Annotated in this window: 11 protein-coding genes; 2 read left to right on the top strand and 9 right to left on the bottom strand. The window is 73.0% G+C overall.

The window, feature by feature from the left end; translation table 11 throughout:
• Window positions 1–15: 15 nt before the first annotated feature.
• Window positions 16–849, bottom strand: a complete 834-nt coding sequence (locus tag P5G50_RS09250) for a class I SAM-dependent methyltransferase (protein ID WP_301210764.1) — start codon at window positions 847–849, stop codon at window positions 16–18.
• Window positions 850–990: 141 nt separating this feature from the next.
• Between P5G50_RS09250 and P5G50_RS09255 the strand changes: the two genes are divergently transcribed.
• Both P5G50_RS09255 and P5G50_RS09260 read left to right on the top strand, forming a co-directional pair.
• A complete protein-coding gene (locus tag P5G50_RS09255) occupies window positions 991–3,534 on the top strand; it encodes an ATP-dependent Clp protease ATP-binding subunit (RefSeq protein WP_301210763.1) in 2,544 nt (847 codons plus the stop codon).
• A gap of 145 nt (window positions 3,535–3,679) precedes the next feature.
• Entirely contained in the window at window positions 3,680–6,076 is a 2,397-nt protein-coding gene (locus P5G50_RS09260; protein ID WP_301210762.1) for a transglycosylase domain-containing protein, read from the top strand.
• Here the strand turns inward: P5G50_RS09260 and P5G50_RS09265 are convergent.
• The 8 genes from P5G50_RS09265 to P5G50_RS09300 form a co-directional block, all read right to left on the bottom strand.
• Window positions 6,073–6,933, bottom strand: coding sequence for a 3-methyladenine DNA glycosylase (locus P5G50_RS09265; protein ID WP_301211383.1), 861 nt, complete (start codon window positions 6,931–6,933; stop codon window positions 6,073–6,075). The two genes, P5G50_RS09260 and P5G50_RS09265, sit on opposite strands and share 4 nt — an antisense overlap.
• Window positions 6,934–7,010: 77 nt before the next feature.
• Entirely contained in the window at window positions 7,011–7,643 is a 633-nt protein-coding gene (locus tag P5G50_RS09270; RefSeq protein WP_435870862.1) for an HD domain-containing protein, read from the bottom strand.
• 153 nt (window positions 7,644–7,796) lie between these two features.
• Complete coding sequence (locus P5G50_RS09275) at window positions 7,797–8,828, bottom strand: zinc-dependent alcohol dehydrogenase family protein (RefSeq protein WP_301210761.1); 1,032 nt, start codon at window positions 8,826–8,828, stop codon at window positions 7,797–7,799.
• Window positions 8,829–8,871: 43 nt separating this feature from the next.
• Window positions 8,872–10,386: a PucR family transcriptional regulator gene (locus P5G50_RS09280; protein ID WP_301210760.1), complete on the bottom strand. Its 1,515-nt coding sequence runs from the start codon at window positions 10,384–10,386 to the stop codon at window positions 8,872–8,874.
• Complete coding sequence (locus P5G50_RS09285) at window positions 10,383–11,480, bottom strand: DUF917 domain-containing protein (protein WP_301210759.1); 1,098 nt, start codon at window positions 11,478–11,480, stop codon at window positions 10,383–10,385. The genes P5G50_RS09280 and P5G50_RS09285 overlap by 4 nt, the downstream gene beginning before the upstream one ends.
• Before the next feature lie 40 nt (window positions 11,481–11,520).
• Window positions 11,521–12,654, bottom strand: coding sequence for an S-methyl thiohydantoin desulfurase family protein (locus P5G50_RS09290; RefSeq protein WP_301210757.1), 1,134 nt, complete (start codon window positions 12,652–12,654; stop codon window positions 11,521–11,523).
• The gene (locus P5G50_RS09295) at window positions 12,651–13,763 is read right to left on the bottom strand and encodes an S-methyl thiohydantoin desulfurase family protein (RefSeq protein WP_301210756.1); all 1,113 of its coding nucleotides are present in this window, start codon (window positions 13,761–13,763) and stop codon (window positions 12,651–12,653) included. Before P5G50_RS09295 ends, P5G50_RS09290 begins: the two co-directional genes overlap by 4 nt.
• Entirely contained in the window at window positions 13,760–15,313 is a 1,554-nt protein-coding gene (locus tag P5G50_RS09300) for a hydantoinase/oxoprolinase N-terminal domain-containing protein (protein ID WP_301210755.1), read from the bottom strand. Before P5G50_RS09300 ends, P5G50_RS09295 begins: the two co-directional genes overlap by 4 nt.
• Window positions 15,314–15,335: the final 22 nt, after the last annotated feature.

A 15,335-nucleotide genomic window follows, 5' to 3' on the forward strand; every position in this document is an offset into this window, starting at 1 on the left:
AGGTGGTGGTGCCGGTCAGCCGACCGGCTTCGACGCCCGCAGCGAATAGCTGAGCGGCGCAACGCCGTCCAGCGCCCCGAGCGCGTGCTCGCCGCCCGGGCGCTCGACCATCTGGCCGGGGAGCGCCTCCCACGGCACGCTGTCGTGCTCCTCGAACAGGTCGATGCGGAGGCCCGCCGACAGCAGGGCGGTGATGATCTCGCCGAGCGAGTGGTTCCACTCGTATGTCGTCGTCGCCGTGAGCGGCCGGGCCGTCTCGACATAGCTGGAGTCGTCGCTCCACACCAGCGGCCGCTCGCGCTCGAAGTACGGGAAGCGGAGGTGCAGGTCCTCCGTCATCGTCTCGTCCATCGCCCAGAGGATGGGGTGACCCTCCCGGATGAAGAGGAATCCGCCCGGCTTCAGCAACTCGGCCACGACCCTCGCCCAGCGCTCGACACTCGGCAGCCAGCACAGCGCTCCGATGCCCGTGTAGACGAGGTCGAACGTCCCGGCGGGCAGCGCGGAGGCCGCGTCGTAGACATCCGCCTCCACGAAGTCCACCTCGTCGCCGGTCTCTGCGACGAGCCGGCGCGCCTCGGCCACCGCCACGGGGGAGAAGTCGAGGCCGGTCACCCGCGCGCCGAGCCGCGCCAGCGAGAGCGTGTCCGTGCCGATGTGGCACTGGAGGTGCACCGCGCGCAGCCCCGCCACCGAGCCCAGCCGGGGGAGGTCGAACCGCACGACGTCGGAGAGTGCCTCCCTGTCCTCGATGAACCGCGAGACCCGGTACCCGTGCTCGCCGCGGTCGGCGTGCAGTTCGGCGCGCTCGTCCCAGTTGGCGCGGTTGGCGTCGGCGTAGGCGGTCATGGCGGTTCCCTTCGGCAGAGTGCTCCGCGAAGGTGCAGAGCCGTGCAGTTTATCGAGGGGATCGACGCCCGGGAATACCCGACCCCCCACAGCGTTGAACTTGAGTGCACGTCGCTCAACTTTAAGAAACAGGAGACATCAGTGCCCGAGAACTTCACTCCCGAGAACAACGGCGAGAACTCGTTCGACGAGTTCCTGGCCCGGTATCTCGCGGGTGAGCGTGCGCGCGCCGCACGCTCCATCGACATCAGCCGGTTCCTGAGCCGGCGCACGCAGGAGCTCCTCGCGGAGGCCGGTCGGTACGCCCTGGCGCACGGCCACCGCGAGCTCGACGCCCTGCACATCCTCCGCACCATGGCGGAGCAGGAGCCGGCCTCCGACGCGATGCGCCGCATCGGCGTCGACCCGGCGAAGGTCGCCACGGCCGCCGAGCTGCGCCTCCCCGCCTCCGGCTCGGCGATCGACGCCGACGGCGCCTCGATCACGGCGTCCGCGCAGCGCGCGCTGTTCCACGCGTACCAGGTGGCCCGCGCCTCCGGCTCGACCTACATCGACCCCGAGCACCTCTTCTTCGCGCTCGTGATCGGGCAGGACGTCCCCGCCGGGCAGGTGCTGCAGGCGGCCGGCGTCACCCCCGACGCCCTCACCTCCGCCATGCGCCAGACCGAGACCGTCGGCGGCGTCAGCGGAGAGCAGGAGGCCGCCGAGAGCGAGTCGGCGACCCCGATGCTCGACAAGTTCGGCACCGACCTGACCGCGCTCGCTCGCGAGGGCCGGCTCGACCCGGTCATCGGCCGGCTCGACGAGATCGAGCAGACCGTCGAGATCCTCTCCCGCCGCACCAAGAACAACCCGGTGCTGGTCGGCGAGGCCGGCGTCGGCAAGACCGCGATCGTGGAGGGCCTGGCCAGCGCGATCGTCGCCGGCGACGTCCCCGAGCAGCTGCGCGACAAGCGTGTCGTCACGCTCGACCTGGCGGGCATGGTCGCCGGGACCCGGTACCGCGGCGACTTCGAGGAGCGGCTCACCAACCTGATGGACGAGATCAGCGCCGCCGATGGCGACCTGATCGTGTTCATCGACGAGCTGCACACCGTGGTCGGCGCCGGAGGGTCCGGCGAGTCCGGCGGCATGGACGCGGGCAACATCCTGAAGCCCCGCCTTGCCCGCGGCGACCTGCACCTGGTCGGCGCGACGACGCTGAAGGAGTACCGCCGCATCGAGAAGGACCCGGCGCTGGAGCGCCGCTTCCAGCCGGTGACCGTCGGCGAGCCGTCGGTCGAGGACGCCGTCCTCATCCTCGACGGCCTGCGCGGTGCGTACGAGGAGCACCACGGCGTCCGCTACACCGAGGACGCGATCCGCGCCGCGGTGGAGCTGTCCGACCGCTACATCTCCGACCGGTTCCTGCCGGACAAGGCGATCGACCTGATCGACCAGGCCGGCGCGCGGCTGCGCCTGTCGCTGGGCAAGCGCGTCGACTCCTCCGAGCTGATGGCGAAGCTGGCGACCCTGGAGTCCGAGAAGAACTCCGCCGTCGCCGCTGAGCACTACGAGGAGGCGTCCCGCCTGCGCGACCAGATGGAGGACGTGCAGCGCGAGCTCGACGGGCTCAGCGCCTCCCCGCGCCCCGACGCGGTCGTGGACGAGGCCGAGATCGCGGCGATCGTGTCGCGCTCGACCGGCATCCCGGTCTCCCGCATCGGCGAGGCCGACCGCACCCGGCTGGCCCGCCTGGAGGCGGAGCTGCACGAGCGCGTCATCGGCCAGGACGACGCGGTGACCGCGGTCGCGAAGGCCGTGCGCCGCAACCGCACCGGCCTCGGCGACGAGCACCGCCCCGTCGGCAGCTTCCTCTTCCTCGGCCCGACCGGCGTCGGCAAGACCGAGCTGGCGAAGGCCCTGGCGGCGTCGCTGTTCGGCGACGAGAAGGCGATGCTCCGGTTCGACATGAGCGAGTTCGGCGAGCGCCACACCGTCGCCCGCCTGGTCGGCGCCCCTCCCGGGTACGTCGGCTACGACGAGGCCGGCCAGCTGACCGAGCGTGTCCGCCGCACCCCCTACTCCGTCGTGCTGTTCGACGAGATCGAGAAGGCGCACCCGGACGTGTTCAACCTGCTGCTGCAGGTGCTGGACGACGGGAGACTGACCGACGGCCAGGGCCGCACGGTCGACTTCCGCAACACGGTCGTGATCATGACCTCCAACCTCGGGTCGGAGTTCCTGGCGTCGCGCAGCGGCGCGATGGGCTTCGTCGCCGGCGGCGCGGACGGCTTCGCCTCGGAGAAGGACATCCGCGACCGGGTCATGGGCAAGCTCCGCGAGGCGATGCGGCCCGAGTTCCTCAACCGCATCGACGAGCTGGTGCTGTTCCGCAAGCTCGACCAGGAGCAGCTGCGCTCCATCGTCCGCCTGCTCCTGGGTGCGACCTCGGGCCGTCTGGCGGCCCGCTCCGTCGCCCTCGAGGTCACGGACGCCGCGGTCGAGTGGATCGCCGAGGCCGGCTACGAGCCGGAGTACGGCGCCCGCCCGCTGCGCCGCGTCATCCAGCGCGAGGTCGACGACCGCATCGCCGACCTGATGGTCTCCGGCTCCCTCGAGGACGGCGGAACCGTGGTCCTCGACGCGGCCGACGGCCAGCTGCGGGTCACCGCGGCCCGCGCGGAGGTGCCGCTGGCGGCGTGAGCCGCGCGGCCCAGCCGCACCCGACGCGAAACGGCGCCGGTCCCGAAGGGGGCCGGCGCCGTTTCGGCGTTCTCTGAACGACCTTTCATCCGCACTCACCCCCCACCCACCCCCTCCACAGCCCGCGCGGGCACCCTGTGGGACGATGACCACCCGTGACCCCGCCCGCCCGCTCGCGCCCCGCGTGCCCGCCCGCCTCGATCGTCTGGCCGAGCCCCTGCGCGGCTTCGAGCTGCGCATTCCGCGCACCCGGGCGGGGGCGGTGTGGAAGTTCCTGGCGTTCGCGCTCGTCGCGGCCGTCCTGAGCACGCTGTTCCTGCTGCCCGGTGTGCTGGGAGCGGGGGCGACCGCGGCCGCGGGGGTGAGCGACTTCGAGTCACTGCCGGACGACCTCACCATCGGGCAGTTCGCCCAGAACTCGACCGTGTACGCCAAGCAGGGCGGGCAGGATGTGCCGATCGCGCAGTTCTACGCGCAGGACCGGCAGGACGTCGGCTGGAAGGACGTCGCGCAGGACGTCAAGGACGCAGCCGTCTCCGCCGAGGACCCCCGTTTCTACTCAGAGGGTGCTGTGGACATCCTGGGCACGATCCGCGGCGCGCTCGCGACCGTCGTCGGCGGGGATGTGCAGGGCGGGTCCTCCATCACGCAGCAGTACGTGAAGAACATCGGGGTCGAGAAGTGCGAGGCGCTCACCGACCAGAAGAAGCTGCAGGCCTGCTACGACGATGCCGCCGGCGTCACGCTCCAGCGCAAGGTGCAGGAGATGCGGTACGCGGTGGGGCTCGAGAAGAAGTACAGCAAGCAGGAGATCCTGCTCGGCTACCTCAACGTCGTCGGCTTCGGCGGCCAGGTGTACGGCGTCCAGGCGGCGGCGCACTACTACTTCGGCACGACGGCCGCGCAGCTGACTCTGCCGCAGGCGGCGACGCTCGTGGCGATCCTGAACAACCCGTCGAACCTCCGCATCGACCATGCCGACGACAAGGACAACGGCGCCGCGAACGGCTACAAGCTCACCAAGGAGCGGCGCGACTACGTCCTCGACCGGATGTACAAGACGCACACCATCACCGCGGCCGAGCGCGAAGCGGCGAAGAAGACGCCCGTCCAGCCCGTCATCACCCCGACGACGAGCGGATGCGCCGCCGCCGCCCAGTACAACGCAGCGTTCTTCTGCGACTACGTGCGCGACGTCGTGCTCAACGACTCCGCGTACGGCAAGACAGCGAACGACCGCTGGGCCACCCTCAACCGCGGCGGCCTGAAGATCTACACGACCCTGAACCTCGACCTGCAGGCCACGGCGCAGCAGGCGCTCAGCGCGTACGTCCCCGCCTCCCGCCCCGACATCGACCTCGGCGGCTCCAACGTCTCGGTCGAGGTCGGCACCGGGCGCATCGTCACGATGGTGCAGAACCGGGCCTTCAACAACACCGACCAGCCGGCCGACGGCACGACCGCGGTGAACTACAACACCGACGAGGACTACGGAGGCTCGCAGGGCTTCCAGACCGGCTCCACGTTCAAGGCGTTCGACCTGGCGGCGTGGCTGGAGGCGGGGCACGGGCTGTACGAGACGGTGAACGCGTCGCAGCACCTGTTCCCGACCTCCGACTTCACGAACTCCTGCCAGAACATCGACGGCCCGGACTGGCCGGTCACCAACGACGAGGGGTCGGCCAGCCGGCTCTCGGTGCTGGCGGCGACCGCCGAGTCGGTGAACACGGCGTTCGCGAGAATGGGGACCGAGACCGACCTGTGCTCGATCCTCAACGCCGCGAAGAGCCTCGGCGTGCACCCCGCGTCGGCGGAGAACCCGCTGACGTCGACGCCGTCGATGATCCTCGGCACGAACTACCTCTCGCCGCTGACGATGGCGACCGCGTACGCGGGCATCGCCAACAACGGCTCCGCGTGCACGCCGATCGCGATCGACCGCGTGGTCAATGCCGACGGCAGCGAGCACCCCGTCACCAAGACGACCTGCACGCCGGGGCTGAAGCCCGACATCGCGGCCGGCGTCGCCTACGCGCTGCAGGGCGTCATGCGCGGCGGCGGAACGGCCGCGAGTGCCAACCCGTACGACGGGACGCCCATCTTCGGCAAGACCGGCACGACCGACGACTCGCTGCAGAACTGGCTCGTCACCTCGACCACCAAGGTCGCGACGGCCACCTGGGTGGGCAACGTGTCGGGATCGACGCCGCTGCGCGACCTCGAGTTCAACGGCGTGAACGGCGGCAACGTGAAGTTCCACGTCGCCGAGCCGATCCTCACCGCGCTCGACGCGCTGTACGGCGGCGACGACTTCACCGAGCCGAGCGACGCGGTGCTCTACGGCGCCGACAACAGCAGCTCGAACTCCGACTCGGGCTCTGGGTCGGGCGACGGGGAGGCCACCCCGACGCCGACGCCCACGCCGACGCCGTCCGCGACCGAGGAACCGCAGCAGACGCCGGAGCCCGTGCCCACGCCGACGCCCGTGCCGACGCAGGAGCAGAACGCGCCCGGCCTCCCTGTGCCCAAGCCGACGCCCTAGACGCGCTCGCTGCCCAGCCACGCCTCCAAGACGCGCCCGCGCAGCGCGTTCGACCGCTCGGCGAAGGCGCGCTGGCGCCGGACGTACTCCGCCTTGCCCTCCGGCGTCTCGATCCGCACCGGCTCCCCGCCCCAGGCGCGGGCGTCGTAGGGAGACGCCTCCATGTCGAGGCGGCGGATGTCGCGCGCCAGCTCGAACGCGTCGAGCAGCAGCTCGCCCGGCACCAGCGGGCCGAGCTTCATCGCCCACTTGTAGACGTCCATCCCGGCGTGGAGGCATCCAGGCTGCTCCAGCTCGGGCTGCGTCTCGCGCGTGGGAGCGAACCGGTTGCGGGGCACCGCGTCGGGCGTGAAGAAGCGGAAGGCGTCGATGTGCGTGCAGCGCAGCTCGTGCGTGTCGACGACCGCGTCGGTGCCCTCCTGCCCGAGCCGCAACGGCACGGGGTGGCGGTGCTCGCGCTGCCGGTACACCATCGCCCACTCGTGCAGGCCGAAGCAGCCGAACTGTCCGGGCCGGGCGGAGGTGGAGCGGAGGATGCGTTCGACCGTACGCAGCATCGGCGCCTTCTCGGCCTCCAGCGCCTCCCCGTCGACGGTCAGGCTGCCGGGCGTCTCGCCGGCGCGGTACCAGCGCCACTCGGCGCGCGGAGTGTCTGCGGCCTCCAGCAGCTCCACCCCGGCGCCGGGATGCCAGCGCCGCAGGAGCGACGGCGAGTACGAGTAGTACGTGTAGAGGAAGTCGTCGACCGGGTCCTTCTCACCGCGCGCCGCGCGCTCGCGGCGACCGGCGGTCAGCGCATCGGCACGCTCGGCGTGCGCGGCCTCGCGGGCGCGCCACTCGGCGGGGGAGAGGAGGATCGGCACCCATCGAGGATAGGCGACCGCCGCCGAGTCGTGACATCACGTCACTTCTCGCGCGCGCAACCCGCAACGGCTCACGACTCGACGCCGGAACCGCCCAGCCCCTCCAGCGGGTTCTCGCGCAGCTTGCGGGCGACGCCGCCGTCGACCAGCCGCCGGGCGGAGGTGTCGGGCTTGCGCTCGGCCTGGTCGGTGACGCAGGCGGTGAACTCCGCGCCGAGCGCCAGGCGCGGGTACGCCGCGAGCACCTCCCGCATGAACGGCTCCGGCAGCACGTCGGCGCGCGCGCCCGAGATGTCGAGGGCGGTCGCGATCTCGAGCAGGTAGCCCTCGACGTCCATCGCCGGGTCGACGGACGGCCAGTTGTGCCGCACGATCACCTCGTGCACGCGCGTGCGCCGGGCCTGTGGCCAGCCGGCGCCCGCAGTCAGAGCAACGCCGACGTGGCCGCCGGCGTCCTCGTAGGCGAGGGTGTGGTTGTCGAAGGCGGTGACGATCCCGATGTCGTGCAGCATCGCAGAGACATACACCAGCTCGCGGTCGTAGCCGGTGCGCCCCTCCACCGCGGCGAACGCCTCCGCCCACAGCCACGACCGGGTGACGTGGTTGAGCAGCGAGGGCGAGTGGTACTCGGCGGCGAGATCGCGGGCGGCGCGGGCCGCGGGGGTGTCGGGAGCGGTGAAGGCGGGGAGGCGCAGATCGGTCACCCCTCCATGGTTGCCGGGAGGCCGGGGTCGCGTCGACAGAGATCGCGCCGGAATCGGAGGATATCCGGCCAGGAGACGCGCGCCCCTCCTCCGTTCCCTGCCAGGACTCGGCGTGGCGGCCCGCGCCTCCTCCCTTCCCGACGGCCTTCGGCCTCAGTCCCGCGTCGGGTCGAGCACCGCGATCCCCACCGGCGGAGCCGTCTCGGCCAGCGGCAGCAGCCGTGCCGCCTCCGCCAGCCCCACCCGCGCGCCGAGCAGCGCCTGCGGCGACACCGCTCCCGACGCGACGAGGTCGAGCATCGCGGGGTAGTCCGTCGCCGACATGCCGTGGCTGCCGAGCACGTCGAGCTCCCACCCGATGACGCGGTCGAGCGGCAGGGCGGGCCCGCCGGTCAGCAGCCCGATCTGCACGTGCCGCCCGCGCCTCCGCAGCGACCGCACCGCGGCTCCGGCTGTCGCGACCGACCCCACGGCGTCGACCGACACGTCCGCTCCACCCCCGGTCAGGTCGGCGATGGCGCCGGGGGTGGAGTCGTCCGACAGCACGGTCTCGGCCGCGCCCAGCTGCCGCGCCAGCTCCAGCGCGGCAGGGGACCGGTCCACGGCGATCGGACGCGCGCCGAGCGCCGCGGCGATCATCACCGCGCTGAGGCCGACGCCGCCCGCGCCGTACACCGCGACCCACTCGCCCTCCCGCACGTGCGCCCGCGCCGTCAGCGCCCGGAAGGCCGTCGCGAACCGGCAGCCGAGGCTCGCGGCCGCGTCGAACGCGAGCCCGTCCGGGACGGCGACCAGGTTGAGGTCGGCGGCGCGCACCACGACCAGCTCGGCGTGCGACCCCCAGTGCGTGAAGCCGGGCTGGGTCTGCTGCGGGCACACCTGCGCCTGCCCGCTGCGGCACCACTCGCAGCGCCCGCAGCCGTTGACGAAGGGCGCGGTGACGCGGTCGCCGGCGCGCCAGTGCTCGACCCCCGCGCCCACGGCCTCCACGACACCGGCGAACTCGTGCCCGGGGACGTGCGGAAGCGACACCGAGTCATCGTGCCCGGCCCACGCGTGCCAGTCGCTGCGGCACAGCCCCGACGCGGCGACCCTGATCAGCGCCGCGCCGTCGGGGACCGCGGGATCGGGCACCTCGGTGACGGTGACGGGGGCGCCGAAGGCGTCGTAGTACAGGGCTCTCATGGTCGTTCTCCCAGGGTTGCAGCCGGATGGAGGAGGGGGTCCGTCACCGCCGCACCGCCCGGCAGGCCAGGTGCACGGCGAGCCGTGTCTCCGGGTCGGCGAGGTCGAGGCCGAGCAGCTCCTGCGCCCGGGCGATGCGCGTGGACACCGTGTTGCGGTGCAGTCCCAGCGCGTCCGCGGTCGCCGCGATGCCGGATTCGTGGTCGAGGTAGGCGGTGAGCGTCTCGACCAGCTCGGGGCCGCGGGCGAGCAGCGGGGCGAGCAGCGACTCCGCCGCCGGCACGAAGGTGTCGCTGCCCGTCCACGACAGCAGCAGCTGCTCCAGCCCGAGCGCGTCGATCCGCAGGAAGTACCCGGTCGCCGAGCGGTCGGCGGCGAGCCGCGCGGCGTCGGCTGCGCCCTCGATGGTGGCGACGAGGCCCGCGGGGCCGGTCTCGAGCGTGCCGATGCCGGTGGCGACGGTGAAGGACCGGCGGGCGGAGGCGTGCAGCATGCGCAGCGCACGCACGGCCTCCTCGACCCGGCTGGGGGCGGGAGGCGCGGCGAAGCTCAGCCACCCCGTCACGCCGCGTCCGCTGGTGGCGACGTGCGAGTCGAGCGGAAGGGCGGTCAGCTCGCGGGTGACGAAGCGGAGCAGTTGGAGGGTGTCGACGCGGCTGCGACCGATCATCCGGAACCCCAGGTGGTAGCCCGTGGTCCGCCAGCCGCGCTCGAGCATCCGCTGCTCGAGCTCGGCGTCGCGGTCGTCGCTGCGCTCGAGGAAGTCGCGCAGCAGCCCGGAGGCGACAGCGGCGTCGTTGACGTCGGCGACCTCGTCGATGAGGATGCGTGCGGCGACCGCCGGCATGGCGACCTCCGCCGCGATGCCGAGCGCGCTGAGCTGGAACGTGCTCAGCCCGGTGCCGAAGACCGCGAGCCGCAGCCCGGCCCGGCTGGGGCTGTCGACGCGGACGGACGCCGCAGAGCCGTCGGCGACCGCCACGGTGTCGAGCCAGGGCCCGAAGTCGATGGCCGCGTGCACCGCCGACGGCAGCTCGCCTCCCGCCTGCAGCAGCACGCCCTCCCCGTCGATCAGGGCGACGCCGTGCCCGACGCTCGCCGAGAGGTGCCGCAGCAGGTCGGCGAGGTTGTCGGCGTGGTACTCGATCGACTGGGCGACCCGGCGCACGTAGCCGAGCGTCAGGGCGTCCCGGCCCTCGACCAGCTCCCACGCCGCGCGGGCGAGCGCCATGGGCTCGTCCACGGCGAGCAGGGCCAGACCGAGCCGTTCCGCGAGCGCCCGGGTTCCCGGCCCGAAGCCCTCGGCGCCGGGGGCGGCGAGCGCGCGGTAGCCGCGGTCGCGCACCCGGCGCACCAGGGCGTCCTGCTGCCACGGCGTGGCCGGGGGAGCGGAGGTGAGCAGCGCGAGCAGGCCGGTCCCGTCATCGGGCAGGTCGGTCTCGCCCGCGCCGACGACGAGGTCGCGCCACTCGGTGGCCGGGTCCGCCCCCGCCACCGGGTGGAGGCCGCCGCCGGCCGGGTGGGCGAGCAGCGCCGCGAGGGTCAGGCGGTCGCTCATGCCGCATCCACCCCGTCCCCGTCGACACCGGCCGATCCGGCCGGCCCGTCCAGCCCGTCGACTCCGCCCGGCCCGTCCACCCCGTCCAGCCCGAACGCGGAGGGCGTGATGCGCCGCAGCCGCGCCGCGCGCTCGGTCCACCACGCCGGGGCGGGCAGCGCGAGCACGGTGACGTGCCGGGCGAGCGTGACGCCGTCGGCCTGCAGGATGTCGCGCGACAGCGTGTCGAGCGCCACGATGATCTCGGGCGTGGCGGCGACGGTCTCGCCGTCGCGCACGACGGCCAGCAGCTCCGACCCGGCGACGAGCCGCAGCAGGGAGCCGTCGTCGCCGTCGACCTGCAGCGCGCTGACATAGGGGTCGTGCGCCGACGGCTCGATCCTCGTCACCCGGCCGGCGCCGACCAGGCGCCCGCCCAGCGCGGAGACGAGGGCGTCGGCGCTGCCGGACACGGCCTCCGTCATCCGCTCGCCGAGCTCGAGCGCCCGCGAGATCGTGCCGTTGACCGCGTGCTCGCGCAGGTCGCCGACGGTGAAGCCGGCCATCAGCACGGCCGCCGTGCCGCCCGCTTGGACGATCGCCGCACGCACCTGCGACTCCACATCGGCGGCGCGCGCGCTCTCGATGACGACGACGCCCCTCCCGGTGTCGCAGACGGTGACGACGCCGGGCACCTCGTCGACCAGCAGCGAGACCTGGTCGAGCCGGGGGAGGGCGCGGCCCATGCAGTCGGCGTCGACCACCGCGAGGCGGTCCGCCACCAGCAGCGGGCTGAGGCCGTTCATGCCGCCGCCTTCCATCGCGCACACGGCCCGCGCCGCCACGCCGGTCCAGCGCTCGGCGGCGGCGAGCAGCGGGTCGAAGGCGGTGGCCGCCGGGATGCGCTCGGTCAGCAGGTGGGTGGAGCCGGCGAACGCGACGGTCGCGCAGGGCGTCGCCGGGTCGAGGTCGGCGACATCGTGGAGGCGCACCGGCCATACCGGCGCCCGCGCCGCCATCAGCCGTAGCAGCGTGGTGGTCCCTCCGCCGCCCGAGCCGAGCAGCGAGAACCCCCGGCTCAGCGCGTCGAGGCGCCCGGGGCCGAGGGTTCTCATGCTCTCCAGGGTAGGCGCTGCGATGCCGGTCGCGGCCGGCTCAGGCCGATCCGACCCGGGCGAGACCCAGAGACTCGACCGGCACGAACTCCTCGGTCAGGCCGAAGGCGCGCGGCCCGAAGGCGGCCAGCGCCTCCGCTGTGCGCATCATCGCCGGCGTCGAGATGCCGAGCACCCTGACCCGCTGGCCGTAGCGCAGCCCCTCGGTCGTGATCGGCTCGCCCGACTCGATGTCGGTGACGCAGATCAGGTCGGGGACGATCGCGACCAGCTCGCCATCGCGCAGGGCGATCAGGTTCTCGTTCTGGAACCGGATCTCGAGGGTCGCGTCGTCGGCAGCGTCGAGCGACGAGATGGTGGCCCTGCCCTTCGCGAAGCCCTCGGTCGTGCGCCGCTCGACGTCGGTGACCTTGCCGCTGAACAGCTCCCGCACCTCCGAGTAGAGGGTGGTGGAGAGGGTGTCCGCGATCGCCTCGAACGGCGAGCGGTGCTGCTCGCGCGCCTCCCGGATCGCCCGGCCCAGCGCCAGCGCCATCGAGAGCGTGCGGGGCACCGCCGTGCGTCGCACGTCGGCGCCGGTCATCGCGTACTCGGCGATGTGGCCGACGCCGCCGAGCCGGATGGTCACCCCGCGGGCCAGCCACTCCATCTGCCGGTCGTCGTCGCCGGTGTCGATCACCACGGTCTCGCCGCGCTCGCCCGCGAGGGCCAGCGGGGAGCCGTGCACTCCGTAGACCGCGAAGGTCTCCATCGACAGCTCCGGGAACGCGCGGCCCATGCCGTCCGCGTCCACGACCGGCAGACCGGTCTCGGCCGCGACGATCAGCGGGATCATCGAGTTGATACCGCCGCACTCGATCGGCATGGTGGCGTCCGCCGTGCGGCCGAGGTGCGCCTCCAGCGTCCGCAGGGCGAGCGTCGGCTCGGTGCCGGCCGGGATCTTCTCGATCATCACCGTCGGCGCGCCCATTTGCGCGGTCGGGATGACGAAGAGGTCGTCGGCGAGGTCGTCCGGGTCGAGGATCGTGATCGAGCGCTCGCCCTCCGGGCGCTGCTCCAGCACGCGGGCGACGAGCATCTGCCCGATGTACGGGTCGCCTCCGCCGCCCGTGCCGAGCAGGGTCGCGCCACGGGCGAGGTCGGGCAGGTCGGCCGCGGTCAGCGTCCAGCTCATGCGCCCGCCTCCACGAGTTCGCGCTCCGGCGTGCCGTCGAAGCGGTGCGAGGGGAGGTCGTAGCCGAAGTATCCGGGGCCGACCATCGCGAGCGCCTCCGCCGTGTGCCAGCGCGGGTCGCTGGGGGCGGCGACCACGCGGACGCGCTGCCCGTAGCGCAGGCCCTCCGTCGTGATCGGCTCGCCGCTCTCGGCGTCGAGCACGATGATCAGGTCGGGCGTCGTCGCGTAGGTCACGTCGCCGGACTGCGCGACGAGGTGCTCGTTCTGGAACGACAGCTCCAGCGCCTCCGCCGCATCGCTCTCGACGGCGGGCGCCTCGATGCGCGCGCGGCCGCGGGCGAACCCGGTGGTCGTCGCGCGCTCGACGTCCACGACCTTGCCTGCGAAGAACTCGCGGCCGCCCAGCCGGGCGACGGTCGCCGCGACCGGGTCGGTCTTGGCGAGCCGCGCCTCCGCGATCCCGGAGCCGATGGCCAGGCTGTGCGAGAGCGAGCCGCCGACGAGCGCCTCCCGTGCGACCGCGCCGCTCATGGGGAAGCCCGAGATCATGACCGAGCAGCCCATCTCGACGCACGCGACGCGGGCGATGCGCTCCGTCCAGTGGTTGTCGACCGTCTGCAGCACGCCGACGTTGCCCTTCTCGTCGCTGAAGGCGAGGGGAGACGCGGTCACGTCGTAGAGCGTCGGCAGCACCATCTGCAGCTCGGGGAACGCCCGGCCCATGCCGTCGGCGTCGAGCAGCGGCAGGCCCAGGGCCGCGGCGGCGGCGACCGGGATGGTGGAGTTGACCCCGCCGATCTCCGCGCACGCCACGTGCGTGACGGGCCGGCCGAGGTAGGTGGCCAGCGCGTGCACCGGCGCCACGACCTCGTCGAGGCTCGGCAGCTTCTCCACCATGACGGTCGGTGCGCCCATCATCGCGACGGTCAGCACCAGGGCGTCGTCGGGCACCTCGTCCAGGCCGACCACGGTGACGGGGCCGTGCTGCGCGAGGGCCTGCCGGGCGAGGAGCGAGCCGATGTACGGGTCGCCGCCGCCTCCGGTGCCGAGCACGGCGGCGCCGCGCGCGAGGTCGCCGATGGCGTCGGCGGTCAGGGTCCAGCTCATACCCGCACCCCCATCGCCAGGTCGCCGACCGCCTTCACACGGATGCGCGTGGCGTTGCCGGGGAGGTAGGGGATGGGCACCTCGTCGAAATCGACGATCGCCACCGACGAGGGGGATGCGCCGGCGGCGATCGCCTTGTCCACCGCCTCCGCCCGAACGGCGGCGATGGCCTGCTCGCGCCGGCCGGGCTCGACGGCGTACACCTTGTCGATCTCGCCCCCGACCTGCGCGATGGATGCGCCGATCGCGTTCGCGACGGCGTAGTTCTCCGGACGGTGCACGGCGCCGAAGATCGGCAGCTCGTCGGGCAGGAGGATGGAGCCGCCGCCCACGGCGACGACGGGGATCGGGTCGGGGGAGGTCCGCATCCGGTCCACCGCCTCCGCGATGCGCTCGGCGATGCGGGCGAGCACCCGCTGCACGAAGGCGGGGTCGAGGTGGGCGACCTTCGACGGGTCGCCGACCTGCGCGCGCCCCGCGGCCACGGCGATGTCGGTGGCGGTCAGCGTCGACCCGCCGAAGACGAGCGCCTCGGAGGTCAGCCGGTAGCCGACCGACTCCGGCCCGACCTCCGCGGTCTCGGTGTCCACGATCGAGCCGCCGCCGATGCCGATGGAGAGCACGTCCGGCATCCGGAAGTTGGTGCGCACGCCGGCCACCTTGACCTCGTTGGCGGTCTCGCGCGGGAACCCGTTGATCAGCAGGCCGATGTCGGCCGTGGTACCGCCGATGTCGACCACTGCGCAGGTCTCGAGTCCGCTGGTGAGGGCCGCACCGCGCATGGAGTTCGTCGGGCCGGAGGCGAAGGTGGCGACCGGGTAGAGGCGCACGTAGTCCTCGTCCATCAGCGTGCCGTCGTTCTGGCTGAGGAAGATCGGCGCATCGATGCCCTGCGCGCGCACGGCGGAGGTGAGGCCGTCCACGATCTCGGAGGCGAGCTCGCGCAGCGCCGCGTTGATGATCGTCGCGTTCTCGCGCTCGAGCAGGCCGATCCGGCCGATCTCGTGCGAGAGCGAGATGGCGACGCCCTCACCGAGCTCGGCCGCGATGACCGCAGCGGCCTGCGTCTCCACGTCGTGGTTCACGGGCGAGAACACCGACGAGATGGCGACGGAGCGCACGCCGGCGGCCGCCATGTCGGCCGCGATGCCCTTCAGCTCGGCCACGTCGAGCGGTGAGATCGGGCGTCCGTCGAACTCGTAACCGCCGTGGGCGAGGTAGCTGCGGCCTCCGATCGCCTCGATCAGGGTCTCCGGCCAGTCCACGAGCGGGGGGAGGGCCTTGGTGGCCGGGAGGCCGAGGCGCAGGGCCGCGGTCGGGGCCAGCCGCTTCGCCTGCACCAGCGCGTTGATGAAGTGCGTGGTGCCGATCATCACGGCGTCGATGTCGCCGCCGTCGAAGCCGCGCGCCTCCCGCAGCGCCTCGATGGCGCTGATGATGCCGCTCGTGACATCCGGGCTGGTCGAGTTCTTGACGCCGGCGAGGGTGGTCCGGCCGTCCATGAGCACTGCGTCGGTGTTGGTGCCGCCGACGTCGATGCCGATGTGCATGTGTTCCGCTTTCTGCTGTGCT

This window comes from Leifsonia williamsii (genome assembly GCF_030433685.1).
Lineage (GTDB): Bacteria > Actinomycetota > Actinomycetes > Actinomycetales > Microbacteriaceae > Leifsonia > Leifsonia williamsii.